We start from the raw sequence: 26,522 nt of genomic DNA, 5'->3' as shown, positions 1-26,522 counted from the left end.
TTAGCGACAAAGATCTACGTGTATGCTCCTCACTGTTAGTAGCAACAGGAATACAAAAAGTAGATAAAGTTTAAATTGCAATTAAGTTGCATCTTTAATTAAGCTTTTGTATCTTAGTACCATAGCAGATCATTATGCCTTTGCATAATTTTAAGCTGTTCATAAATTTTATTTTTTGATAAATTTTAAAATTTGAAACCCTCGAAGATATCCTTTCGAGGGTTTTTTTATAAATCTTTTGCGATGTTATATTTGAGAATGTGCATGATGGTAATACAACAATTTCCTAATCATCCAGTACGGTCTCCACTACACCAAGCCCCGGAGCGATGTATTTAATAATATTCAGAGCCTTTTCCGGAAATCTAATAGGCGCTTTTCTAATTGAACTCATACAGTGATCGAAAAAACAGGTGAATTTGATTTCAGCATAAAAATCTCTATATTTCAGAGTTAAAAAATAACACATGTTTTATCAACAAATATATCCAATAGAACCACTGCGGAAATATGTTCGCTACTTTTGGGTATTGGAGGGTAATAGTCTGGATTTTTCTGAAAAAATATTTAAGATAATCTCAGACGGTATGCCAGGTCTTATTTTTCAAACTAACAAAAAGGCATTTCGAGACAAGAACAATCAGGAATTACCACAATTATTCGTATATGGACAAACTACACGATATACTGAACAAAGAGCAATAAACAGTTTCCAAAATATTGGAATTTACTTTCAGCCGAGCGCACTTAAATCCATCTTCAGAATAGATGCAAGCGAACTGACGAACCAATATATTGACATAGACGATCTACTAAAAACTACTATAACTGAACAGATTTCAAATACTGCAAGCACTGATGAAAAGATAGCATTACTCTCTACATTCTTATTGCGGCAGTTGCAACGAACAAATATCAATAGTGAAAAACCAGATTTTGCAATCGCACAACTGGAAAAAGGAATGAGTTTGCAAGATGTGCAAAATGAGCTTAAAATGTCCGAACGTTCATTGGAACGATATTTCAATCAGTACATTGGCATCTCGCCCAAGTTATTTTCGAAAATAGGTCGCTTTCAATCTGCCTTAGAAATCATACGTCAAAACCCCTTTGAAAAATTGACCGACATCGCTTATCAAAGTGATTATTTTGACCAATCTCATTTTATCAGGGATTTCAAAGAATTTGCAGGAACAAGTCCAAAGAAATTCAAGCTCCATGCCAATGAGATCGTTTCGAATTTTCCGGAATGGAAGGTTTAGATACTGTCGGTTTTATCCAATTTTATCAAAAAAAAGCCTAATAACTTTGCTTCAAAAAAAGAGTTATGATAGCCATTACAGGAGCAAGCGGAAACTTAGGCAAAGCCACTATTCAATTTTTATCGCAGCAAGTCTCACCTACAAACATTGTTGCCATTGTCAGAAACCCAGAAAGGGTACATGATTTTATTAAACAAGGTATTATTGTCAGGCAAGCAGATTACAACAACTATGAAACGCTTCTGGAAGCGTTTAAAGGTGTTGAAAAGGCCTTGCATATCTCCACTATCGGAGTAGACTTAAAAACAGCTAAACAGCAGGAAAAAAATGTGGTAAACGCATTGCTAGAAAACAACGTAAAACACATTGTTTATACAAGTATGGTACAGACCCAAGCCAACAGGATATTTGAAGGGACTAAAACATCATACGAAACGGAAAAATTGATAAAAGAGACTAAAATACCTTATTCGTTTTTAAGAAACAGTATGTATATGGAAGCCATTCCCGAACTTATTGGAGATGCGTTGCAATCGGGCGAAATCCGCTACCCATCGGGCGAGGGAAAGATAAGTTTTGTCTCCAGAATGGATATTGCAGAAGCTATTGTAAAAGTACTAACAGAAAGTACACACGATAATCAAATCTATGAAATAACAGGCAATAAAGCGTATTCATTTGATGAATTGGCAAAGCTAATCTTTACAGAAAAGGGCATACCAGTACAACATAGCGATATTTCAGAGGAATTCTTCAGAAAAGAACTGACTAGTTACCGAATGCCTCTTGAAATAGTCAATTTATTGGTCAGTATGGCAAATGGTATTAAAATAGGTGAGTTTTCCTATGTTGACAACACACTAGAAAAATTGCTTGGTAGAAAACCGTTAGTCTTGAACGAGTTTATAAAAATCTTTTGATTATGTTGTTTAAGGAAGTACATCTGAACGGAATTAAATCGGGAAAAATCACATTGGCATTTCGTAAGTGGCAAAAGGTTTCTGTAAAATGCGGAAGCCTTTTACATACCTCTGTTGGTTTGATTGAAATCGGTAAAATTGAAACCATAAGCGAAAATTGTATAACCGAACAGCATGCAATACAGGCCGGTTTTACAGATAAACAACAGTTACTAAAATCATTTACGCATCATAGTACAGGAACCATTTTTAAAATATCTGTCAGCTATCATTCCGCAGACCCACGAGTTAAGTTGAGAGAACAAACGGAACTATCAGAAAAGGTATTTACCGATTTAAAAAAGAAATTAGAACGATTAGACAATTATAGTAAGAAGGAACATTGGACGAACAAAGTTCTATCTACTATAAACGACAATCCCAATTTACATGCCAAAAGTATAGCAGAATTGACAGGATTTGAAAAAGAATGGTTAAAGCTGAATATACGAAAATTGAAAAATTTAGGCTTGACCATAAGCCGTAATGTAGGTTACGAACTTTCTCCTTTAGGAAGCGAATATTTAAACAAACTTTGTAAATTAAAATAGTTAACAACCTAATAGAAACAGTTCACAAATAAAGGCAGTAAAAAGTGAGCTGGGATGAGAGGTTCAGATCCCATTAAAGTAATGAATCAAGGATTTATCCATCAGTAATCAATAATACAAGATAATATTTATGAATATTTTGAAAAATAATTATTTACAATTTCATTTTATTTGGTATTATTGTGATAGTAAAGATCGACAGTAAAGACTTACACCTTCAACGACAACCTTTTTTTTAATCATGATAAACGAGCCCTTAAAAAGGAAATTTAAAATTTCACCGACCGCCAGTCTAGTACTTTGTTTAGCCAGTGAGCTTTATCGAGACGGAAAAACATGCCAGGCATATGTAGAAAATATCGATACTTCAGAAGGAGAATCGCTCGTAAAGAGTTTTAAACAAGTATTCGAACACTCCGAGTCAATCGCAATACTGAGAAAGCGGTATATCCGCCATCTTTTCGAAGACTATGCTAAGCAATTCCCAAAATTCCAGGTCTGTATTTTAGGAGCTGGTCTTGATCCGCTTTCACTTTATCTGCTAGAACAATATCATGATCAAATCGAGACTATTTTTGAAGTTGACATGGAATCTATGGACGAAAAACGTGCTATGTATACCAAATTGATCGGTGATAATGATAAATTAAAGCTGATTACTCATGATGCTACCGATATTGATCCTTTGTTGGTTGAAATTAAAAAAATGGGCTATCATACATCAATCCCGACGATATTCTTACTGGAGGGTTTTGTTTATTACATCAGCCGAGATAAGTTCAGTACTTTGCTTGAAAAATTAGCCGCCGCTGATGGACAGAAAGCAGTAATACTGGACTATGTTATACCATTTGAAGCTGTTCATGAAAGCAATCGGGAGAAATCCCGACTCATGCTTCGTTCACTAGAAAAAGGTTTAGGTTGGCCAATTATGGTTTATCATACATTTGATATCACCGGGTTGATCCAATTTTTTAAAGGAAATATAATAACATCTGATTCAACACAGTCAATGGAAAAAACATTATATGGGGAAAACAAAATTTACATTGAACCAACAAGTGGCTTTATGGAAATAATAAGTTTTAAGTTCTGATAAAGATATTAAAGTTGGAAAAGCAAATGCCAAATTAATTAAAATAAAAAGGAGACTCTATAAAGAATCTCCTTTTTTATCACCTTTTCCTTATCCTTCCCAACAGTCGGCTCGTCACATAACTCACGACTGTCCCGACAACCGCCATCAATGCGGTATGCGCGACATCACCAAGAGAAAAGCTAACCCATATCGAACAGAGCGTACCCCCTAAAGTTCCTATACGGATATCATTCCATTTCATCCCGCACCTCCTTTTCTTGATTAGGAAGGATCTGCTTTGGTGGAGGTGACTCCTCCTCTCCTTTTTTGTCTTTATCATCCAGCACCGTCTCCACCACACCTAGACCCAGAGCAATGTATTTAATAATATTTAACGCCTTTCCCGGCAGTTTAATCGGCGCCAGCAAGACCACTTGCAACGCCGCACTTATTTTTTGAATTATCTTTTTCATTTGTTTTATTGTTAGAAGGTTAGAAAATGGTGAGAAGGTTATGAGGTGAGTAAAAAAGTTATGAGGTGATATCGTTAATAGGTTAGAGCTCCGTCACTTCGTTACTCAATCACTGTTCTTTCCCCAAAAGCCGAAGGCTTATCCTAAAGGCCTAGTATTCCGACTGCGTAATTTCACCGATGAAGAGGCGTTAAAAATGAATTTTTGTCTGAGTGAAACGAGTTTAAATTCATTTAGTCTCTTCAAGGTGAAATAGCATAAAGGAATACAGCCTTGAGTTATGGATTCGTGTTTGTTTTTTTGGCATCCATGGTCTCCCTCCGGTCGGCTTTTGATTACTTTTTGTGTCAAGACAAACCTCAAAGAGAATCTTGAGTGCCAAAAAAATCAAATCATTAACGAAAAAAAGTAAAAGCCCATCGCGGCTCGAGCGACAACTCCGTCACTACTTTATATGCAAAAACACTTCCTGCTCCATATCCCAAAGCGAATAAACCAGAGACTTCAATTTTGCAAGCGCCTTTTTACTCTCCGTACCGCAACCTTCCCCCGTTAATGCTGTAACCGGAGCAATGCATCCCAATAACTCTTTCCGTGCATCGTTGGCTGCATGGATCAATATCGCTTCACGTCCCAATACAGCCGGAATTCCGACCTGCTCACCATGTCTGGTATACTTTCGTTTTTCCAATTTATAACTCCCCACCGGGATGCAGCTAAGCCTCGGCAGGTTATTGCGCCAGGGCAGTTCGATAGTACGGCAGATGACCTCACCTTCAAAAGTGAGGGTACCGTTTGTCCCCTGCTCTCCATAAATCCGTTGGAGATGCAAGATTTGTTTTGTTGACATGTTATTACATCATCTATTAAAAATTATTATTCATTTTCAGCTCCACCTGGTGAATAAATTTCAGGAAGGAGGTCGTTGCTATAACACAACCACCCACCACCTGAAAAATAATCCCGAAAGCCACACGCTTACCAAAACGGCCTAGCATTCCGACTGCGTAATTGAACGATGGAGAGGCGTTAAAAATGAATTTCTGTCTGAGTGAAACGAGTTTAAATTCATTTAGCCTATTCGAGGTGAAATAGCACAAAGGAATGCAGCCTTGAGTTATGGATTCGTGTTTGTTTTTTTTGGCATCCATGGTCTCCCTCCGGTCGGCTTTTGATTACTTTTTTCATCAAGGAAAACCTCGAAGAGAATCTTGAGTGCCAATAAAATCAAATCCTTAACGAAAAAAAGTAATTGCCAGTCACGGCATGAGTGACAAGCCAGTCGCGGCTTGAGCGACAACATTACGGTATCACGACCTGATGAATGGTCAGCGCATTATACTGACCATTTGCCAAAGGATAATAAGCACCGTTCACAAGCTGATAGTATCCTGTCCCCACAAGTACCAGAACACTTTTATCAGGATCATGAGCAAGTGTAGCCGCAATATCCAGATCCATGGGTTGCATTTCACCAAGTTTGATATAAGCGGACCGTTGGATTACGGGACGCTTATCGGCTTCATCTCCCGAGAATTCCTGCAGAACCAGGGTGTACTGCACATGCGTCGCCCCACTCAACTTGGCGATATGCAAATTCGGGATCAGTTGCTCGCAGGATAAAAAACCTTCACCGCTAAAATTGTCAAAGGTTACCGACAAAGGTTTTAAGGTGATGTTTTTTAAACTGGCGCGCTGATTACATTCTAGACCATTCAGCAATACCATGTTTTGCGGTACTAAAACGCGCTCCCCGCGGACACTTACCGGATCCATCTGGATGACTTTTAACATCCGGCTTGCCAGCCTGGTACTGAATCTGTTGTCCGAATTTTCGAACAGCACATCCCGCAACAGATCACGTAGCTTTTTGCTCTCCTGCTGTGCTCTGCCAAATTCACTGCCGTTTTCACGGGTACGTGCAAATGCTGGATCATTGGCAATACGGTCGCCCGATACACCGGTCTTCATACGAGCCTGATAACCCACACTTTTTGATTTGTAAAAGGAAAGATCCCCGATCGTTCCATTTAATTTGATTAAACTTTCTACTCTTGCCATAATAGTATTGTTTTGACACTGCTAAGATGATCATCAGTACAAAAGGATGGGGATCAAAAGCGTAGAAAAGGGGAAAAATACGGAATAATGATACTGAATTGGCGCGATAAATTGACAAAAATGTACCTAAACGCGAATAAAACTATATTATATAGAAAAAACTTATCTTAGTAAATGAATAACCAATAACATCATTTTTCTGGAGAGGAATTAAACCTAATCTGCAAAGCTTAAGGACTAAAGTACATTGTAAACTTGGACGCTATACAGCTATAAAGCGTGGCATAAGCGTATGTAAAGCGTAGATAGAGCGTAGATACAGTGTAAAAACAGTGTGCTTCACGCACTTACCACGCACTTACCACGCTCTTAGCCTATGCGCATACTGTACATAGCCAAATAGGCTTTACCCGTGCTCCATTACTGCTTTATACCTGCTTAACAGGTGGTTTGATAGGGAATGTTTGTCTACGGTCAGGACAATCAATAGCAAATCCAGATGATCTGATTATCAACAGATCATCCCTCTAAAAACCAGAATAACATGAAAAACAAATCTCGATTATGCATTTACCCCAAAGAAGCAGCACTTATATTGGGACGTACAGAAAAACACACCTACAAAATCTTTCAGGCCATACGCGATTGCTACGGATTGAAATCAAACCAGTATGTCAGCATCAGTTTATTTGCAGACTATACCGGATTGCCGGAAGAAGAAATTAGAAAATTATTGCTCTAATATGCTTTAAACGGAAACAGCTGGAGAGGACTGTTTCTCCCTATATTGATTCCATACATACTGCAATATAATCCAAGAAAACACTTTTTTTATATACTCATGTTTCATTTCTATCGGTTCTTCCTGACCTCGAACTTTTACTTTAACAAGTTTAGAACTCATGACTTCGTATGAAACAACCGATGTACCCGGAATAAGATGATTGCGGGAGATACGGACCATTCTTGGAAATATCCTGTTCATTTCTTCCAAAGAACTTTCGTAAACAGTGAACACTTCACCATCCAATAGATAGATATCCTGACAGAGCACACCTTCCCGATTTGCACCAAAAATAAAAGCAACATGCTCTTCATTGATTACCCTGTCATTCAACTCACTGGCAAATTGATATCTACTAAGCGGATCATATTCATAAGGAACAAGATCATTAAGTAAAATATACGACAGCTGCTGTATATGGTGCTCATCAAGTTCATGTGTTACAGATGTACATTTGAGCACGATTTCTTTTGTCAGCCTATCAATCTCATCAGTCAACTGTCGTTCACGCAATTCAGCTTGCGCCACATGTTTATCTGCATTAACTAAACTTATTTTCAATTCAGCATTGATACTATCCAAACTAGATTTTAATCCATCTAGCTCCTCCCTATGTTTTAAATCAGCTTTTTCTAATAACATTTTTTGACGTACATCTCCATCTTTATGCTCATCCTTTAAAGTTTTTACCAGCACGGTTTTTTTATTAAGGTAAAAAGCATACATCCGTATTACCATAAATGCATTGCACAGAACCAATAAAAGGAGCATCAGCATTAAGTCACTGTTTACATGATCGTGCTGAAATATAGCAGGACCATAGAAAAACCTTATTAAACCTACACCACCGATAAAAGGCAAAATAACTCCGAAGAAAGTATGATAAAAGCTGGCATGTAATACGTTAGTCTCCCAGAGCCGTAAACGAAACACATGGAATGCGACAACATTTACGATCGTCAGCAACAAACCACCGATTACAAAGGTTTTAAGCATGACCTTCATTACTGGCTTACTGAAAATATAACTCATTGACATATCATCGAATGGAAACAAAGATGCCATGACCATAGCAATGGCAATGCAGATAACGAAAATACGCCAACTGATAATTTTAAAATATGTTTTGATATAACTATTCATGCACTGGTTTAAGTTGTCAAATTGGATTACTTATGACCAGCGGTTAACAAACCATAAGTAAAAAGAAATATAAAAATATTTAAAAATTTCGACATTTAAAGTAACAATTTCGCAACCACTAAAAAGCGAATCACGTAATTGATGAAAAAAAACAGGCGTTAAGCTATCAAAACAGCACCTAAAATGCAAGAAACTATCGGTTCGATAAAATAAACTGCCGATTCGATTTTTCCAATACGTTATTTCAGGTGTTTTTTTAAATTGAAGCATATCTTTGAAGGTAATATTTAATGTAAATCTAAACAATGACAACAAATCAATTTCCCTTCAATCAGGTAGGAGCTACAGATTGGAGAACTGCCCTTTACGCAGCTACTCAAACTGTTATAGATGTTGAAAAACAGTTTATTCAAACCGGTTTTATCAATTGGTTACCGCAACGATTTCAACTCAGTACCGATCAATTTCAATACGCCGTATCTTTAGGTCCACAGGCACAACAATCTATTGCCAATTCGCTTATTACTGCTATTGATAACAGAGCAACTATAGTATTGGTAAACGATGCCCAAAGAAAAGGACAAGGAAATAGTAAGACCGCCAACTCGACGCAAAGCTTCGTTCCGGATCCAGAAATACCAGAAACAAGTATTATGGTGCTCACCTTTTCATTCTCATATCTGTAAACAATTGGATAGTCTAAATATGGAAAGAACAAACTATCAAAACCTATTATTTGAAATATTGCATGAACTCGCTCCTGTGCCACCTGCTTTATGGTCAAGCATATTAGCTGTTGTTGAGATCAGATCCATTAAAAAAGGTAGGTACCTTCAGGCTAAGCTATTGGATCTGCATATTGTACTGGAGGGAATCATCATCAAACGCTGGGATGACGCTGGGCCGCTCCAAAATGATGTCATCGACTTTATCTCAAAAAAACAATTTATTCTTCATATTGAAGATGTTGATGGCAGTTATTTTAAAGCAGATAGCGATGTCGTGACGGCTTTCATCAGCCGGGAGAATATCATCAAGCTCATGGAAGAGCACCCCATTTTTGCAAACCATTCAAATTATTTAATTGCGACAGTATTGAATCGTAGATCGTTCAGAGGGAGACTTCTCAAAATGCCTGCAAAAGACCGAAAAACAACTTTTGGAAAAGAATATCCAGAAGCAAATTTTCATTGCAGTATAAGCGATAAAAGTTCATTTTTAGGAATAAGCGCCTCTTACTACAGCACAATTTAGGCTTCTATAGACAACTGCATCCTCAAGTTAAAGATGCAGTTGTCTATCTTAAATAAGATTTTTTTTTGCAAGACCCCTCCTTACTGCAAATCATTTCCAAGTATGGCTACAGCACTCAAAAAAAGCATAATCTTAGATTTTAAAGAATTAAATCATCAAAATCGAAGATCATTTTCTCGAAAATCGTAGATGAAAACCTCAAATATCTAAGATCCAAACCGACCTTCTTGCCATTATCTTTACTTCAGTAGATCGGTACATTAAGCACAGATGTCTCCTCTCCCATCTGTGTTTACCTACCAGATTGAAAAAAAAGATGCAATAGAGGTGAACTTGAAACAAAAAAGCCACATACGATTATCATAAAAGCCGCAGCCCCAAGTTCACCCTTTGCATCTCTAAAACATATTTGCTGAAGCACATGATAAAACCGAATTATGAAACAAACCATTATTCTCAATCATCCACCCGATTTCCAGGAGGTAGCTCATTCGGATTTAAGGGTTACTTATCCCATACGCTATGCCCACACCACTTACTGGGCAAATGCGACCAACCGTTATGCTGTGCAGACCTTCGATGGACGGTATGCCTATATCTATTATTACGAATTTTGGATCGACACTCCAACGACAGTAGCTCTCACCTCTCTAGCGCCAGATCTGCACCTCTGTTATCCTTTAATGAGTACCGGGGCACAACCGATTACACTTCATGATCCTAACGCACAGCTCGCGCTTCATTTTCAGCACGAACGTGCCAGTTATCTTTATCTGCCTAAGACCGAATTGACAGTCGAACTGCCCACGGGCCACCACATCATTATCGGGATCACGGTGGATGCTGGACTTTTCAGACCGCATCTAGAGCGTCACTTTGAATTTGTGATGCCACTGGTATACGCCAAACGGGCGGCTGATCCCGTGCCTCTTCAAAGCTCCGATTTTAAAATCGGTCCATTGACACGTACAGAAATCTTAAACCTCTTCAGCCAGATTAACCCCAGGAATATGGAAAACGAATACCTACTCGTCCACCATCAGATCTATCTCATCACCTTGTCGAGACTCAAGATCATTAGCGAGACGACCAAAATAAACACAACAATAGCATTAGTAGATCAGGCACGTGCCTATCTGGAACTTGCCGTAAATAAGTTTGGCGCAAAGGCACTGATCAAAGATATTGTTAAAAGCTTACAGGTGGAACACAACCAGTTAGCTCGACTGCACCAGGAGTATTACGGTTGCCGTTTACACGCATATCGCAACCAATTGCTCCTCGAGCGCATTATAAGACAATTGGAAGATTATCCCCAACAGATCGCTACTTTGGCCGAGCAGTTAAATTTTGCGGGACATAGCGAACTCAATCGCTTTTTTAAAAAGCTGACCGGTAAATCAATCAGTCAGTTTAAGAAATCGTAATTCAAAGACTTATGATAGCACATGTTTTCAAAAATCTATCTGACCAGCGGATGAAAACCATACTCCAGAAGATGTACAGTGAAGTACCTCGTGTAATGAAAATGCTGGCACCCGAAGGCTGGAAAAAATCCAAGTATCACAAACAGATCCAAGAGCAGCAGCAGCATGCCCATAGTGAATATCTCACAGATATACTAGCCGGAAAACTCCAAAGTAGCTGTGTCAATAAGCAGCTCATGGATGAAGTTACTTTTATAAATAAATATGCGCTCAACCATGAAGAGTATCATTCTTTCCAATATCCCGGGCTCGACCAAGATGAGCAGGAAGTATTTTTTATCTTTTTGCTATTGCTCTGTGATATCAGTGAAGAAGGTGACCTGTTATATCAGCAAACTAATCAAAGTGACATCATCCATTATTACCTCGCCTATGTAGATGTGGAAAAAATAGCACTGGAAATTGCAGGGGAACAGGAACATATTCCGAAGGATGATATTGAATACTTTTTGTTCAGTGATTTCACCATAGACTGGGATGAAATGGAACGGTTCAATTGCCTTCAATTAATCTTTAAAATATTGCAGGCAGAAGAGTACATCTGGCACCATATCGACGATGAACTGCAGCACATTGCTATCTGTTATCACGAAGATCACTATCTCGCATATAGTGCGCTACCTTTTTACGAAAAAAGTCTGCGGCAACATGAGATCATAAAAACCATTCAACAGTACTTGAGCAAGTATCAAGATAGCTGGTTAGATCCGTATGATTTTGAGGCCATTATCGCACTTTTCAATCGACATAAAATAAATTATGCCGTACTGGCCTATGTGCATTGCTACCAAGCATTTCCGGTAGGCTATCCCTACCAGGTCTATCATTACTTCGACGGTTATTCAAAAGAATAAAACTTACCAGATGAAAAGTGCACAATCAAGAAGTGAATTCTACCTAACACCTGCCTTATTTTACAGCCTATCTTTGATATAGATTCAAATGGGGGTTAGAAAGTGAGAAGGTTAATGAGTTAGATAGATTGGAAAGTGAGAAGGTTATAAAGTTAGATAATAAAAATTACGTTGGTTTTTTAATTGAAATAATGTCATGATGAACAGAACAGGTATCAAAAGATACCGTCGCAAATTTGCGACATTCCCCGGTGGCCGGGGCACGAAATAAAAGTCCACTTTAATAGTAAAAGCCTCCGTTACGTGGAAGCTTTTACGTGGCCATCCTTCAACACGTAGGATGATCGATTTGAACCGATATGAATATACAAAATATTTATATCATATAAAAATTCACTTAAAACTTGTCAATTATGGCTTGGTTCGAACTAACAGGGACAGACCCTACATCGCCTTCGCATTTTACATTACGTGCAATTGCTCCCAATTGCCCTGGAAACGATCAAATTTGCTCTATACAGGCAATGAACGATGGTAGCAACAATCCAGTAATTACGAATGCGTTGCAAAATGAGATGATTTTGGCTTTACAGAATGCTACACCTAGCACCAACGTAAAGCTTAAAGATCGTCCATAACATTTCTTACATATTAATTTGGAAAGGTGCGGTGAAGAGCCGCACCTTATTTAAAAATTTATTAAAGCTGATTTATGAATTGGTATTTATTTACAGGCAGCAACCCTACAGATCCTGCACATTATACACGCGTCGCTTCGCAACCAAACTGTATAGGATCTTGTGTTATCTGCGCTATCAGAGCATCTGATGATGGTAATGGCAATCCTGTTATTTCAGTCAGCCTTTTACAGGAAATGATCTTAGCATTGAGCAACAAAACAAATTCTGCTAACGTCATGCTGAAAGACTAAAACAGTAAAATTTATAAACAATAAAAAAGGAGGTAAATATGGCATGGTTTGAACTTACAGGGACAGATCCCTATCAAGCATCTAATTATACATTAAGGCAAACACAGCCTTTTTGTACAGGAACAGATCAAGTTTGTGCAATTCAGGCACTGAACGACGGAAGTAATAACCCGGTCATCAGTCCAACGTTGGAACAAGAAATTGAGTTAGCTTTAGCTAATAATACACCTAGTACAAATGTCAAATTAAAGGATGTCTGATTACTTTAAATTAAATAAGGGTAGGTTTCATACCTACCCTTATATTTCTACTTAATTCTCTTCAACTACAAGAACCTCCATCTCTTCACGACCATATTTTGCTTTTACTCCGTATACTTCCAGTTGCTGATTCAGTTCTTCCAAATTCTTAAAACTGCCCAATGTGTATAATGTTTCCTTTGATTTTAATTTGTCTAAAACAGGGGGAAATTTGCCACTCCATTCAATCATTAACCTGATACCGCTAGATCCTGTAACTTTATAACCTTTTGTAATCTTTAAATCCGGATTTTCCTTTACGGCACAAGGTTCAACAATGATACAGTCCATCATTTTAGTACTATAGTAAGTTTTTAATCCAAAAAAACTATGCAGATCATGTAAAATTGCTCGTGCCCGAACAGAATCAGATACTTGATTAAAATCTCTTCGCTCATAACATATTCCGTATTTACGAATCCACTCCTCTCCTTGATTGTTAAAATCATGGTAGATAGAAGAATCCCTAACTTTCCAATCGACTCTTTGTGGCAATCTAATATAAGTTGGTGGCTTAATGATAGACCACGCATTTATTATCGATATAAATACAGATCTGTTGTAAACTGAGCTTATGGTCTGTCCGGAAATACTATCTCTCTTAATTTGCAGTCCCTGTATAGGCACCCCATCTTGATAACGGGAGATCCAGGTACCGGCAATCACTTTACTATCTGATGATGACTGCAGATCACCTTTACCAAAATCATCCTTTAAGGGCAGGTCGATACTGCCCTTTTGTATTAAGGCTAGTAAATTTTCTTCATTTATAGACCGGTGAAATGTAATCGCTTTCACTTTTCCTTTGTATACGATTGCCACATGTGGTTTTCCTATATGTGGAAATAGAGAAAACAGATCCTTATCATCATAGATGACGGGTAGGTTGACCTTATGTTCTTTTAGATATTCATTTTCATTAAAGAACTTATCCATGGTAGGTCTATCCTGCCAGGTGATATTGAAGATCTGTATTTTATCGGCAAGTTTATTTTGAAGTTCCTGCAGTTTGGGCATGGAGCTGATGCAGGTTCCACAGAAGGTATCAAAGAAATCCAATATGATCACTTTATTTTCCAATCCTTTCCAGTCGATCTGTTTAAAATCTCCGCGCATCAATGCTACTGATGCAGGTGGAGTAAAATCTGATCCTACTGAAAGGACTTTACTGCGGTCTATGTCCAATGAGTTCTGTGAATAGCTCATTTGCAAAAGAGCTAAAACGAAAATTAGAGTTGCGATTATTTTTGTTTTCATCTATTTATTTTTTTAGTTGTTGAGGAGTGCTCTAGTAAATAATATTTGTGCTGTATGTCAACATTATTTACATCTCGATTTCCTAATTTTTCAATTCTTATTAACGTTCATTTTGAGAGATATTTCCCAATTTCACTACTGGATCAGGTAATCTAAAAGCATATTTCAGACTATTGAAAGGTAGGCGGTATTCCTGCCCGTTTATCGTACGGATCAGATCTTTTTTAAACTTAGCTTCCAGATTAAGTCTTTTAAGATCGGCCCAGCGCCTTCCCCTAAACAGTAATTCCTTTCTTCTCTCCTGTAATATTATTTCTAATAATTCCCCTGCATCCAATACTGTGATATCGACATACTCACCTGTTTGCCAGCGGGATCTTAGTAACGTATTCAGTGTTTCCTGAGCTTCCTCTACTTTGTTTAACCGTGCTGCCGTTTCAGCTTTAATGAGATAAACTTCACTGGTCGTGATTCCGACAAAAAGTTGTGCCATTGAATTGGCATAATTTCCTTTAAAATTATAAGCACCTTCTACGTTATCACTCAACTGGAAAAATATCTTTTTCCGTAGATCTTTTTCTTGATATGATTGATATAATACCGGTTCAACAAATGCATTATAATAGTTCATTAATCCTGCATTACTTGTTACAGCAGGAAACAGTACTTCTTTGTTAAACTGCGGAATGGGCAGCTCATCATATTGATTCAATGAGTTGAAGTTTAACAATGTGGCATTCAGAAGCAGAGCCGAATTGGCCATCTTAAATGCTTCTTCATAGTTCGCCATTCCGAGATAAACACGTGCTAAAGACCCGTATGCTGCTGCTCTATTCGGATGTCCTTTTACGGGTTGCACTACCGGCAAATTGGAAATGGCCATCTTGTAATCTGCTATAATTTGGCTATAGGTCTCTGCCAGTGAAGCTCGAACCGAAGGGATGTCCATATCTGCCGAAAGCCTCAAGGGAATACCCATTGCCGTACCTGCTGTTGTAACTGAATAAGCGGGCGCGAACACTTCAGTTACCTGATGAAAAGCAAATGCTCTGAAAAAATAAGCTGTTCCGAGGACTTTCTTATACTGATCCTCATGCTGCAGTGCCTGCAGATCCGAAAGCATAGCCAATACCTGATTAGCAAGATAAACCACACGATAGGGACTTTGCCACTGCGTAACATCATCGTACTGTTTATCGGCCCATACATAGGCGCTTTTTTGTTCCGGATTGGATAATTCGTCCCAATAGGAATCGGCTATAAAATAATCATCTGTGCCCCATTCGCCACTTACCGGATAGCCCGTATTGAAGTTGCTATAATCACTTAAAAGCAATTCAGCATCTTTTAAGGTTTTAGGGATGACCATTTTTTGATCGGGTTTTTCTTCCAGAAATTTGGAGCATGAAACCAGCATCATAAAAAGTAAAATTATCAATATGTTCTTTTTCATGGCTTCGTGTTATAAGTTAAAATTGATACCGAGAGATGTCATCAATGGTTCTGGAATAGCCTCTCCGTATTCGGGATCAATCCCCCATTTATTGGCACGCCAGATGGTACCGACATTTTGGATATAGGCGTAAAGTCTCAAGTTTTTTAGCTTCATTTTTTCCGAATTAGGAAATGTGTAACTGAGCTGAATATCCCTTAACTTGATCTGTCCCGCATTTTCAACCAGTGCAGACGACATCTGATAAACTTTGCTCGCCAATGCATTATTCGGATAGGTAAAAGCAGGAACATCGGTAGTGAGCTCATCACCCGATTTTTGCCATCTCAACCTGTAATCTGCATGTCCGCTTCCACTATTAATAAATCCATTATTATTGAAAGATGTACGGCGGAAAACATGTCCCAGCTGATAGGAAATATTACCCGAAAGTTCCAGAGATTTGAACCGGAAAGTATTGCGGAATCCACCAAAATAAAGTGGGCGCAATACGCCGCTATTTTCGAGATTATTCAGATCAGTACTGACGAGAGCAACATAATCTTTAGAGATCTCCCCGTTAAGATAAGCGCGAGGCTCTCCTGTCTCCGGATCCAGTCCAGCCCATTTATAGGACAATTGTGTATACAGGTCCATTCCCTCTAGAGGCGTCATCAACATGTTGAAAGGCGCGCTAATAAAATCAGTTGGCACATCCTCATCTACATACGATTTTTTGACCTTGGTACGCGAGTAGGAAAAAATAAGACTGCTCGTCCATCCCCAGTTCTTCAACTGTAAGGGTACCATATTCAGTGAAATATCCCATCCTTTTGTATCCAGATTGGCACTGTTGATGGTCAGTGCCCTGAAGCCGGTTGTCGGATCTACAGGCGCCTGCGCGATGAGATCCTGCGGTTTTTTACGGTAATATTCGACAGAACCCGAGATGCGATTGGCGAGTAGGCTAAAATCTAAACCAAGATTCAGGTTTTCCACTTTCTCCCAGCGCAATGTAGGATTAGGAGGAGAAAACATCATCGCATAATTCTGTCCTGTAATGTAGTGTGCTTCACTCTGCACATTCATAATCGGATATGCGGCAACCGTATTATTGGTATTACCGTTGTAGCCGTAGGTAGCACGCAGTTTCAAGAGATCGAATACTCCGTCTTTAATAAATGCTTCTCTAGATGCAACCCAAGCTCCACCTATTGACCAGAAAGGCTGTCCTCTGTCATTCGTTTTTACACCATATAGATTGGAAGCATCTTTCCGAAAGCTTCCGCTCAGGATATACCGGTCTGCATAGGTGTAAGATCCGTTGGCATAATAAGAAACAAACCGATTTCGATAAGACTCGATCCGGTTACGGTCCATGATCGTATTTACACCGCCCTTCCCGTTCAGGACGGGAACTTCAACACCGTACGGGACGGTCTGGAAAGCACCAGTCTCCGGATAGCTCACGGATGTCAAAACCCGCTAATAAATTCAATTGGCTTTTCTTCCATTTCAGGTTATATTCACCATTCAACCGCCCCTGATGAGCATAGCTATCCCAATGGCTTACATATAAAAAATCACCAACAGGAAGGTTCCAGTTCACTTTTTCATCATTCCAGTTCGCATAATAATTAATGATATCCCGCTGATAGAATGATCCTAGTCCTCTCCATATCGTTGAAGGATTAATAGTACGTTGATAGGCATACTGCCCATTTATTTTAAGTCCAAATTTGAAATCATACGTACCCGAAAAATTTAAAAAGGTTTCTTTAATTTTCTGCGTTTCTTTCGATTCATACATCTCTTTTAAGGGATTGAATGACCAGTCCAACAAACGTCCGTTGGCCACAGTATCCAGATAACCCGGATTTTTCCGCAAAAGCGATATTGGTAAAGGGTTGCCCTGATCATCTGCCAGATCCATATACGGATAATTGCCATCGGCGGCAGCCATACGGTTGTATCCCATCTGTTCATAACTTTCTACAGCTTTCGATTCCGTATACGTAATACCGATATCCAGCATCAGGTTCTTAACCGGTCTGACCTGAGTAGCGGTCTTAATAGACATCCTGTTAAAAGAGGAAGTTACCAGTTCATTCAGATTCTTATCAAAGCCTACTGAAATCAAATTATTGATATTCTTTGCCCCAGTTTGCAACTGTAGGTTATACTGTTGATTGATCGCATTTCTATAGACATGTTTAAGGAAGTCATCACGCATATCTACTTTTTTCAGCTCATTCAAGGCGGCATTCAACTCCGCTTCCGTTATTTTACCCTCCTTTTTATTCTTCATCAGCAGAATAGCAGGCGTCAAGTTTGAATTCCAGCGGTTTAAATTGGAATTGTACCTTCCTTTATCAAATAACTCATGTTGTAGATCAATAAAATCTCCAGAATTCATCTGCGGAAAATAGTACAGATCGGGCTTAGCCTTTATGCTGAGATTACTGTTAAAACTTACCTGAGACCGTTCATTAAACCTACCTCTTTTTGTCGTGATCACGATAACCCCATTACCGGACTGGGATCCCCATATGGAAGCTGCTGCAGCATCTTTAAGTACTGTTACATTTTCAATATCATTGGGATTGATATTATTAAAATTGCCTATGCCATAATCACTCAATTTACTTTCATAAGGTACACCGTCCACTATAATAAGGGGCGAATTATGACCGCTTAACGAACTTACACCTCGGATATTGATATTCATCAGATCATTTTTACCCGTATTGTTATAACCAACCTTAATCGATGACAGACCAGGAACAACATCTTCCAATCTACTCACAAAATTGGTCGATACTTTTCTATTGAAGAGTTTATTGTCGACAAATTCAAATGAACCGGTTGCTCGTTCTTTTGGGATTTTCTGGTATCCGGTAGAGACAACCTCCACTTCATCGATTTTATTCTCTCCAGGTATCATTCTGACCAGTAACGATACCCCTATGGTATAATTGATTTCCTGAGTTTCGAAACCGACATAGGAGAATTTCACCTTCCCTTTTCGGTTTGTGACCAGCAGTTCAAAAGTTCCATTTCTGGATGTTCGGATCTGCAGATTTTCATCATCGACACGAATAGATACCCCCTGCATCGGCGTACCGTCAATGGATGATATCACTCTACCTGCAAGTTCATATTTTGTCTGCCCGTTCACCCCGCTGTCCTTGCGGGGTGTCTGAGCATATAAACTAACCATATGAAAGATCATGAATAAAGAGAGCAGTAATAGCTTACTGAGTAGCAATAGCTCTCCTTTATAATTACCGAGCTTTTGGAGATTGCTCCAATCCTTGGTTTTATATCTTTTATCTATTTTCATTGTTGTAATTTCTAATGCATATAGCTCCTGCTTTCCCCTTCAACTACCGAGAGTGACTTGTTCCTAAAGTCATTTTCTCTTCCCTCGGCAGCATCCGGGCTTCTAAACAGTGAAACTATATTCGTTACGTTTCTTTAGGGAACTTTAATTCATGGTTTGTACAACTACGGATTTCCGTTGCGCTTTCATGACCATCGTGAGCTGTTCTGCCCAGATGAGTTCAACAGATTCGCCTGTCATCTTCACGACCTTTCGGCTGTCTTTTACGACAGCTAGCTTCTCGACTCTTACATCAAGCTTAAAGTGCCTATTCAGATCGTTCAATATCCGTTGTTGGTATTCCTCCCGTTCTGTCGTCGCGGGTACCGTCAGTTCGTAGCAATATCCCGGAATATTTTCCTTTTCATCATTGGGAATAAACCGTTCACGGTCCTCTCCTAGCACCAGTATCTGGCTGATCGGAAAGTCTGCTGGCAACGCTAAGGCGAAAAGGTAAATCTCATAGATCTTCATATTGATCAGCGAGATCCGCAGTACATCGATAGCTTCGTTGCGCACGACCAGACTGAAAGAATCCGAAGGCTCTGAAAGGTGTATCAACAGCGAATAATAACGCTGTGATGGCCGCTCACCATTCACATATCTCAATGCAGACAGCGTCGTTATATGCCTAAATTCTGGATCGAACTTTTTAAATAAACATTCGGGTAAAAATGTTATCATAATTGGTTTTTTAGTAAAAGAGACACGTTTTTCGTTCAAAAACGAAGACAGTTCTTTCCCTGGGGACAGCGCATAGCTCTCCCTGCTGCAAGTTTTTTGCATTTTTTTAAGGTTTATACTGAAAGTGAATCAGGAGCTAAAATTTAGGCAATATGCTCCCTGTTCAACTTTCAATAGTTAAAAAATAAATTGGAAAAAATGCAGTTTTACGTCTTCGTTTATTGGTTATAATATGGTCTACAATAATGCATTTCTAAATTGATACCGATCATATAAACTAAGTATTCGCTTTTATGATGGAAACGACATCAAGGTCAATCCTTTTTACCGAAAAGTGCGTGATTAGATTGTCTTAATTTCACTGCTTCTTCTGTTAGCTTTTTGGTCGGCAGCAATGGTATTTCCAACTCCTCCATACTCATCTTATATTTGTGTGCTAGATAATACGCAACCAACGCTCTAAACAAGTCTAGCGAATAAGCTTCTAAATACCGTTTATCTGGTTTCTCCATTATACCTTCGGGATCATCTACATCCCCCAAAAACATGGCTACAATATGATCTCTACTACTGTTTATATCATATTTCTTCCAAAAATTTTCAATATTTACGATTGGATTATATCCCTTTACATGGACCTCATTAAAGACCTGATCAAATGGAATTAATTTAAAAAAATTTGCGTTCATTGTCATAATATTTTTTTGAGTAATTAAAGTAATTCAAAAGGCATTACTAGGTAAATGTTGTCCTTCCGAATGGTGCATACTTCTCCATGTATGCAAGTTCTCTGCATTTTTTGGATTGATTTAATAGGTTAACTTTAAATCATCTGTATACCGGTAATACAGACAATTATAGCTAGCTAGTTTAAAAAATTAATAAGGAAAATGCAATTAATAGTCTTCGTCAAAGGTTATAATGTGGTAATCAGTATTGCATTTTGAATGGATAGTCAGCATAGTGACTTTGCGCAACAGATCTAATCTGCAGGCTTGATGATGTTTTTAGTGGTTTGTTTTTTTTGATACATACTCACAAATTAATAGTTTATAATTTGAGAGTCGCGAAATGAAAAGGAACTATAACTTTGGGCCCTATCCATCGCACAACAAGGCTCTGACCCCTCACGAAACGATACACGATAGAAGCCCAAGAGCTATAGCATGCACCAAAGGTACATAAAATATCTACTTGGGCATTAAATCTACCGTCTCGTCATGATTAATTGTCAGAGTTTGTTGTCGAGACTCTTTTAATTCAATGCCACAAATAATTATACAATTATTTATAATTCAAATATAATCAGATTATTAATACAATCCAAATTTTATCTAATACAATTTATAAATCATTAATCTCCGAAATTGCTATTGTGAAAAAACCAGTTTTAATTAGCTCAATAGCACTTTACATTATTAATAAAATCAAAGTAATTAGAATCTCCCTTGAGCTAACTACTAGAGATATTCAAAAAATTTTAGAACTCAGCGATGATGGAAATATTTTAGGAGCGATAGAAAGTAACTTTAATCCTGCCAAATATCACGACGAGCATTTAAACAAACTTGCAAAGGCATTTACAATTGAGTCCAAAGAAAAAAACTTAGACACCTCCTACGATATTAATGACTTTTATCCTCCAGTTGATTTTGAGGAAAAAATGGTCGAGAAAATCGTTATTAAAATTAAACCAACAGAACTCAAACAAACTGGCGTTCTCTACTTATTATTAGTTGAGGACAAAGACTCCTTTTTTGATGAATGGCATTCTGCGAAAGAAATTGCTCATCATTGTGGATCAAAAGCTGAAAAGAATTGGGAAGCAAAAGATTTTACAGCAATTATAGACCTTGCTGTAAGAAAAGGAACTTTACTAAGGAAGAGTGACAACGAAGCTCTTTTCAAAAGGCCATAAGAAATTATTATCTTTGTTCATCGATTAATTATGGCCGCAAAGAGAAAAAAAACTGTTCACACTACCTTTCCTGCAATTTCATTTGATAAGGTAATGTTCTTTCATAAAATCAGAATTGAGAAAGGATATTCTGCATTTGAATGTTCATTTATGATTGGTAAGCATAATTTCTTAATACGTGATGCTGAAAATCCGTTAAAAAAGACTTTAATAGATCCAGAAGATAGTCTAGTTCTGGCAAAAGTATTTGGACTAGAATTATACAATCCTCCTTGCAATCCAATAGATTATTACAAGCTAGATGTCACCTTCAGTATAGTTGCCCGGAAGAAAATGCAGTGGGAAATTGTAATTGCGAATGATGAAATTAAACCAATTAGAAGGCTGACAATTATTGAAGAAGATAAAGAAATTGAATTACCAACCACATCGTTCCTCAGCACATATGATGATGTTCAGGAGCATTTCAAAAAATTAATAGCCGAAGGATATTTCAATTCAGCAAGAACTGCGTTAGAAATATTAAATAAGTATAGAGAGTCTGATGAATTTGGCCCCGATTTTCATCCACGTTATCTTATCCAAAATATCCGTTACTATCTTAATAAAAAATCTGGTGAACCTATTTTAAACGATAGTAGAACGAATCAATTCTCAAGACGTTTATATTTTAAGCCTTTTGATTTCGAAATTTCTTCGTCAAATGAATTGATTTCCAAAGCATTCATAAACCAAGGTATCAATACTTTTCAAAAAGCAGGAAGCTGGGTAAGCAGTCTTACATATCGTCGGAATCAAGACAAGAAAAATGAATTTGCGCTATTTGAAGAACTCTGTGGCACTTGCAGTACGAAGCACGCGCTATTGAAGAGATTGGCTGATGAAAATGGAAATCATGAGCTGAAACTGATGCTAGGATTATTCAAAATGGATGGTAATAACACACCTGCTATTAAAGACTTACTGAAGGAGCACGATTTACCTTACATTCCGGAAGCTCATAACTATTTACGTGTATCTAACTACATTATGGATTTTACAGGAATCGGGATAAACGAAACTAAATTTGAGCTGGATCTACTAAAAGAAATCGAAATACAAGCAGAGCAAATAACCGATTTCAAAGTACAGTTTCATCGAGAATACCTTGCTCAATGGATTGAAGATAATAAAGTCCCCTACTCTCTTGACGAACTATGGGCTATCCGGGAGGAATGCATGAGACTCATAGCGTTAAATTCACAATAATAATTAAGTTTTTATGGAATTATCCAACGATTTTAAAAGTGCATTAAGACACTTTGTTTATTATTACACAAATGGAACTCTGCAATATGTTATAGATGATAATGAATTGCTCAAAAACATTAATTACAGAGAAGATTTAAAAGATGAAGCAAGTTTGGTTGAGCAGGCTTTTGCCATTTTTGCAAATAATATAAAAATGGACGAATCTGGAAAAGTGTTAAATTTTAATCATGCAATGAAAAGAGCTGCTCAATGGATAAGGTTTGTCTGTAGAGAAAAGGACGATACTTATCAAGTTGAACCGGAATTTGAAAATTGGGAAGTTGAACTCTACTAAAATTTGTCCATAACAAAAGTTTAACGGTATTTCAGCTCTTTTGGATCTTTGAAAGAGCTGAAACACCTCATTTGATCTAGCTAAGCTTCTCGCCCTTTCATTGTAGATTCTGACAGCAGCGCCAGTAACGATCTAATGTGGATTTATAAGGGTAATGAGCATTGAGAGAATGTTAAGATTGTGAAATATATGACAGATTATAAAGTATTGATACCCGATGAATTCTATTCATTGCTTAATTTCGAACAAGAGGATTTACCAGGTGTGGCAGTGGTCAATACTGCTTTAAGGGAATTTGAACCAAAAATAGTTTTCGCATGTCATTTATCAATTATGATAGATCTAGAATATTTAATCGACAATGGAATGCCTTCAAAAAGTGAAGTTGAAGTAATTGACAACTATGGCGATTATTTGGATAATGAAATAAAAGGCCCGGATAAGGAAAAACCTAATGCCTTATTTCTTGCAAGAATAACCTGGAATAAAACGCGAGAATTAATTTGGCGAGTATACGATCCTGAAATCTCAAATAGCTTTCTCCAAGAAATTATTACAGCCAACTCCTCCCCTAGACAGTTTGACTATCGAATCGATCCGGACAATAATTGGGAATTGGCAAAGTGGCATTTGACAGATTGGAAGTAGAGAAAAATGTATTTGTTATGTGTAAGCAATTCAATATAATCACTAATCAGAGTTAGTCTCGTTAAATTCCCGAAATAGAGAAACAGTTATTGAGGATTGCAGAAGGTATTCATTGAATCAAGAGAAAAGTTTGACTATATATTTTTCATTTCTAAATATATGCAATTCTAAACTCTATTTTAATTAAATTAGCTAAATCGGTGACCTAAATATATAGTATAAATTTGTATATAGTAATATGGCAAGAAAATTAACCACGAATTCGAGACTTGTAAACGAGTTGTTTGCAAACTATATTAGTACGTTTACGGCTTTTAGTGAATTAATGAACAATGCTATTCAGGCAAAAAGTAAGAACATCTGGATTGAAATAGATTATGCATCTGATGATGAACTCTGTCCGACATATGTCAAGAAGATATCAATAAAAGACGATGGCAAGGGAGTTCACATCAATGAACTTGATTATAAGCTTTTAGATATAGGCACTACCAATAAGGATGGTGGAAAAGGCATCGGACGCTTTGCAAGCTTTCAAATTGGAAAAGAAGTAGAAATTGAGACTATTGGCTATTGTAATGATAACAAAACTTTCTCAAAAACAGTTATACCACTATCCTTCGACAGTTTTGGGAATAATATAAATGTTTCAGAAATTAATATTTCGACCCAAGAATCTATTTTAAAAGGAAAAAATCACAATACTTATTATAAAGTAACTATTACAAATCTATACCCATCTTATGTTACTGAGAAAGAACCTAAGAAAAAAATAATCGATAAGTTTCTGCGTGAGAACATAGCTGATGCTATTTTTGAAAGATATCCTTTGAAAATATTTAATAAAGAGATTGTATTTCATATCAATGGTCACACGATAAATCCGAATGACTTTGTAATTAGCGAGCCTATTAAAATTGCTTCAACTTTTACAGATATCAAAGGAAAAGAACACAAAGTATTGTTTGATTTTATGCCAATAAAAAAGATGGAGAAAATCAAAGTCTTTTTAACTGTCCAGAATGCAGGTTTAAGTACGATTGCAGGGAGTTTAGAGTATGATGCTACGTGGTTAAGTCCTAAAATTGGTGGTTGGTTTATATACGTTTATTCACCAACACTGTCATCAGATATTTACCGTAATATCGACCTTGATGATCTTGATCCTGATTGGAGGAGGGTTAGAGACTTTATTAAAGACCAACTAAACATTTTTTTTAAAGAAAGAAATCTGGAGTTTGACAGTTTTTCCGATAACCTAAAACAAGATACTTATTACCCCTATAAAGAAAAATCAAGTTCTCAATCTAAGGTCATTTTATTCGATAAATTAGCCTATTTAGTTGAAGATAAGTATCACTTATTAAAAGAAGATAATCAGCTCAGAGAAATAATTTATCCGTTAATAGATAGAACCATTTCGAACGGGGAACTTCATAAAATTCTCTATAGCATATTAAAACTTAATAGTAAGCTTATTACTAAGTTTTCAGACTTATTGGAGAAAACTGATTTGGAAAATATTATTGAGTTCTCCGATAGGGTGGCAAATAAAATTGAAGATGTAGAGTTCTTAGAAAAACTGGTGTACAGTGATATTGCTAAAAATGTTAAGGAAAGAAAAGAGCTACATAAATTTCTTGAACGAATGTTATGGATTTTTGGAGAAGAATACAACGACACTACCAAATTGTTATCCGATAAAAATCTTGAAAAAAATCTGATTCAATTAAGAGATGATTGTTTAACCTATAAAGCTTCAAAGAAAGACGATAATATTAACGATATTCCAGAAAGATCTATCAAGTCGATAACTGATCTGTTTATGTATAATCAACGGATCTTAGATCATAAAAAACGCGAAGTTTTGGTTGTAGAGTTAAAAGCTCCTAAAGTTAAGATAAGTCCAAAGGAGATCGCTCAGGTTATGAAATATGCCAGAGAGATAGAGAAAATGAGTTCCATAAGCCGCGACATATCATTCAAAATTCTACTAATCAGTTCCGAAATTAATGCTGATGCTAAATTTGATATTGAAGGAAGACAAAAAGGAGAAGATAATCCGTATTTCTATTTTAGAAATGAAAATAAGAATATAGAGATCTGGATAATGAAATGGTCTGACCTTATTGAAAATGTAAAGCGCAAATTACAGTATATGGCAAATTTATTAGAGACTAAAGATGTTGATGTGCAAGAAAAAGTACAGAGAGATTTCGCAGATATAGAATTTAATAAAGTAAGTTCTTCTTTGAAGCGTGTTGCTATTTAAAATGAAAAAGTAAATTTATAACATAATTGGGAGCTTTATTGATTACTGAATTATAAATAGACGATCTCAACAAAAAAATAAATCAAATGCATACGTCTTGTGGAATATTAAAAAGTCGACTGGATACGTAAAAAACCAGATATTAAAGCAACCAGAAAAGTACTTGTGTTTTTTTGTAAAAATGGTGAAGTACTTTTGCTAAAAATTG

Annotated in this window: 27 protein-coding genes; 17 read left to right on the top strand and 10 right to left on the bottom strand. The window is 37.2% G+C overall.

All coding sequences use genetic code 11. The features are described from left to right. The first annotated feature begins 467 nt into the window (after positions 1–467). The 4 genes from HCX49_RS03820 to HCX49_RS03805 all read left to right on the top strand — a co-directional run bounded on the left by HCX49_RS03820 (position 468) and on the right by HCX49_RS03805 (position 3,868). A complete protein-coding gene (locus HCX49_RS03820; RefSeq protein WP_168126209.1) occupies positions 468–1,262 on the top strand; it encodes an AraC family transcriptional regulator in 795 nt (264 codons plus the stop codon). A 65-nt stretch (positions 1,263–1,327) separates the two neighbouring features. After that, a complete protein-coding gene (locus HCX49_RS03815; RefSeq protein ID WP_132767337.1) occupies positions 1,328–2,182 on the top strand; it encodes an SDR family oxidoreductase in 855 nt (284 codons plus the stop codon). Between the two features lie 2 nt (positions 2,183–2,184). Beyond that, positions 2,185–2,772, top strand: coding sequence for an ASCH domain-containing protein (locus HCX49_RS03810; protein WP_132767335.1), 588 nt, complete (start codon positions 2,185–2,187; stop codon positions 2,770–2,772). A gap of 241 nt (positions 2,773–3,013) precedes the next feature. Continuing rightward, the gene (locus HCX49_RS03805) at positions 3,014–3,868 is read left to right on the top strand and encodes a class I SAM-dependent methyltransferase (protein WP_168126208.1); all 855 of its coding nucleotides are present in this window, start codon (positions 3,014–3,016) and stop codon (positions 3,866–3,868) included. A gap of 230 nt (positions 3,869–4,098) precedes the next feature. Here HCX49_RS03805 and HCX49_RS03800 read toward each other — a convergent pair whose 3' ends face one another. From HCX49_RS03800 to HCX49_RS03790, 3 genes are all read right to left on the bottom strand, one after another. Continuing rightward, entirely contained in the window at positions 4,099–4,323 is a 225-nt protein-coding gene (locus tag HCX49_RS03800) for a hypothetical protein (protein ID WP_168126207.1), read from the bottom strand. A 445-nt stretch (positions 4,324–4,768) separates the two neighbouring features. Continuing rightward, on the bottom strand, positions 4,769–5,155 hold the full coding sequence (locus tag HCX49_RS03795; RefSeq protein WP_237682709.1) for a DUF5675 family protein: 387 nt from the start codon (positions 5,153–5,155) through the stop codon (positions 4,769–4,771). 470 nt (positions 5,156–5,625) lie between these two features. Then, entirely contained in the window at positions 5,626–6,384 is a 759-nt protein-coding gene (locus HCX49_RS03790) for a hypothetical protein (protein ID WP_168126205.1), read from the bottom strand. Positions 6,385–6,928: 544 nt separating this feature from the next. On the opposite strand from HCX49_RS03790, the gene HCX49_RS03785 reads away from it, so the two are divergent. Further along, the gene (locus HCX49_RS03785; RefSeq protein ID WP_021190160.1) at positions 6,929–7,126 is read left to right on the top strand and encodes a hypothetical protein; all 198 of its coding nucleotides are present in this window, start codon (positions 6,929–6,931) and stop codon (positions 7,124–7,126) included. Between the two features lie 6 nt (positions 7,127–7,132). On the opposite strand, the gene HCX49_RS03780 is transcribed toward HCX49_RS03785, so the two are convergent. Next, positions 7,133–8,311, bottom strand: coding sequence for a hypothetical protein (locus tag HCX49_RS03780; protein WP_168126204.1), 1,179 nt, complete (start codon positions 8,309–8,311; stop codon positions 7,133–7,135). A gap of 305 nt (positions 8,312–8,616) precedes the next feature. Between HCX49_RS03780 and HCX49_RS03775 the strand changes: the two genes are divergently transcribed. The 7 genes from HCX49_RS03775 to HCX49_RS03745 all read left to right on the top strand — a co-directional run bounded on the left by HCX49_RS03775 (position 8,617) and on the right by HCX49_RS03745 (position 13,097). Beyond that, positions 8,617–8,997 carry a hypothetical protein gene (locus tag HCX49_RS03775; RefSeq protein ID WP_021190162.1) on the top strand — a complete coding sequence of 127 codons (381 nt, stop codon included), beginning with the start codon at positions 8,617–8,619 and terminating at the stop codon, positions 8,995–8,997. A 19-nt stretch (positions 8,998–9,016) separates the two neighbouring features. After that, positions 9,017–9,565 carry a hypothetical protein gene (locus HCX49_RS03770; protein WP_021190163.1) on the top strand — a complete coding sequence of 183 codons (549 nt, stop codon included), beginning with the start codon at positions 9,017–9,019 and terminating at the stop codon, positions 9,563–9,565. Positions 9,566–10,002: 437 nt separating this feature from the next. After that, positions 10,003–10,992 (top strand): helix-turn-helix domain-containing protein, encoded by a 990-nt coding sequence (locus HCX49_RS03765; protein WP_168126203.1) that lies wholly within the window; start codon positions 10,003–10,005, stop codon positions 10,990–10,992. An 11-nt stretch (positions 10,993–11,003) separates the two neighbouring features. Beyond that, the gene (locus tag HCX49_RS03760) at positions 11,004–11,906 is read left to right on the top strand and encodes a hypothetical protein (protein ID WP_168126202.1); all 903 of its coding nucleotides are present in this window, start codon (positions 11,004–11,006) and stop codon (positions 11,904–11,906) included. A gap of 413 nt (positions 11,907–12,319) precedes the next feature. Next, positions 12,320–12,544: a hypothetical protein gene (locus HCX49_RS03755; protein ID WP_168126201.1), complete on the top strand. Its 225-nt coding sequence runs from the start codon at positions 12,320–12,322 to the stop codon at positions 12,542–12,544. Positions 12,545–12,618: 74 nt separating this feature from the next. After that, positions 12,619–12,837, top strand: a complete 219-nt coding sequence (locus HCX49_RS03750) for a hypothetical protein (RefSeq protein WP_168126200.1) — start codon at positions 12,619–12,621, stop codon at positions 12,835–12,837. A gap of 38 nt (positions 12,838–12,875) precedes the next feature. Then, the gene (locus HCX49_RS03745; RefSeq protein ID WP_168126199.1) at positions 12,876–13,097 is read left to right on the top strand and encodes a hypothetical protein; all 222 of its coding nucleotides are present in this window, start codon (positions 12,876–12,878) and stop codon (positions 13,095–13,097) included. Between the two features lie 51 nt (positions 13,098–13,148). Here the strand turns inward: HCX49_RS03745 and HCX49_RS03740 are convergent, their stop codons facing one another. From HCX49_RS03740 to HCX49_RS03715, 6 genes are all read right to left on the bottom strand, one after another. Further along, positions 13,149–14,393 (bottom strand): TlpA family protein disulfide reductase, encoded by a 1,245-nt coding sequence (locus tag HCX49_RS03740; protein WP_168126198.1) that lies wholly within the window; start codon positions 14,391–14,393, stop codon positions 13,149–13,151. A gap of 100 nt (positions 14,394–14,493) precedes the next feature. Continuing rightward, positions 14,494–15,846, bottom strand: coding sequence for a RagB/SusD family nutrient uptake outer membrane protein (locus tag HCX49_RS03735; protein ID WP_168126197.1), 1,353 nt, complete (start codon positions 15,844–15,846; stop codon positions 14,494–14,496). A 9-nt stretch (positions 15,847–15,855) separates the two neighbouring features. After that, positions 15,856–17,295 carry a TonB-dependent receptor gene (locus HCX49_RS03730; protein WP_168126196.1) on the bottom strand — a complete coding sequence of 480 codons (1,440 nt, stop codon included), beginning with the start codon at positions 17,293–17,295 and terminating at the stop codon, positions 15,856–15,858. Beyond that, positions 17,246–19,168 carry a TonB-dependent receptor plug domain-containing protein gene (locus tag HCX49_RS03725; RefSeq protein WP_168126195.1) on the bottom strand — a complete coding sequence of 641 codons (1,923 nt, stop codon included), beginning with the start codon at positions 19,166–19,168 and terminating at the stop codon, positions 17,246–17,248. The genes HCX49_RS03730 and HCX49_RS03725 overlap by 50 nt, the downstream gene beginning before the upstream one ends. A 144-nt stretch (positions 19,169–19,312) precedes the next feature. Further along, complete coding sequence (locus tag HCX49_RS03720; RefSeq protein WP_168126194.1) at positions 19,313–19,993, bottom strand: hypothetical protein; 681 nt, start codon at positions 19,991–19,993, stop codon at positions 19,313–19,315. Between the two features lie 212 nt (positions 19,994–20,205). Further along, positions 20,206–20,580 (bottom strand): hypothetical protein, encoded by a 375-nt coding sequence (locus HCX49_RS03715; RefSeq protein WP_168126193.1) that lies wholly within the window; start codon positions 20,578–20,580, stop codon positions 20,206–20,208. A gap of 686 nt (positions 20,581–21,266) precedes the next feature. Between HCX49_RS03715 and HCX49_RS03710 the strand changes: the two genes are divergently transcribed. The 5 genes from HCX49_RS03710 to HCX49_RS03690 all read left to right on the top strand — a co-directional run bounded on the left by HCX49_RS03710 (position 21,267) and on the right by HCX49_RS03690 (position 26,314). Beyond that, positions 21,267–21,809: a hypothetical protein gene (locus tag HCX49_RS03710; RefSeq protein ID WP_168126192.1), complete on the top strand. Its 543-nt coding sequence runs from the start codon at positions 21,267–21,269 to the stop codon at positions 21,807–21,809. Between the two features lie 30 nt (positions 21,810–21,839). Then, positions 21,840–23,057, top strand: coding sequence for a hypothetical protein (locus HCX49_RS03705; RefSeq protein WP_168126191.1), 1,218 nt, complete (start codon positions 21,840–21,842; stop codon positions 23,055–23,057). A gap of 13 nt (positions 23,058–23,070) precedes the next feature. After that, positions 23,071–23,394, top strand: coding sequence for a hypothetical protein (locus HCX49_RS03700; protein WP_168126190.1), 324 nt, complete (start codon positions 23,071–23,073; stop codon positions 23,392–23,394). A 189-nt stretch (positions 23,395–23,583) separates the two neighbouring features. Then, complete coding sequence (locus HCX49_RS03695) at positions 23,584–24,042, top strand: DUF695 domain-containing protein (RefSeq protein WP_168126189.1); 459 nt, start codon at positions 23,584–23,586, stop codon at positions 24,040–24,042. Positions 24,043–24,280: 238 nt separating this feature from the next. Further along, entirely contained in the window at positions 24,281–26,314 is a 2,034-nt protein-coding gene (locus HCX49_RS03690) for an ATP-binding protein (RefSeq protein WP_168126188.1), read from the top strand. Positions 26,315–26,522: the final 208 nt, after the last annotated feature.

The sequence above is a fragment of the Sphingobacterium sp. B16(2022) genome (assembly GCF_012030425.1).
Classification (GTDB): Bacteria; Bacteroidota; Bacteroidia; order Sphingobacteriales; family Sphingobacteriaceae; genus Sphingobacterium; species Sphingobacterium anhuiense.
Note: the sequence above shows the minus strand (reverse complement) of the source record. Positions and strands in the feature narration are given on the sequence as shown.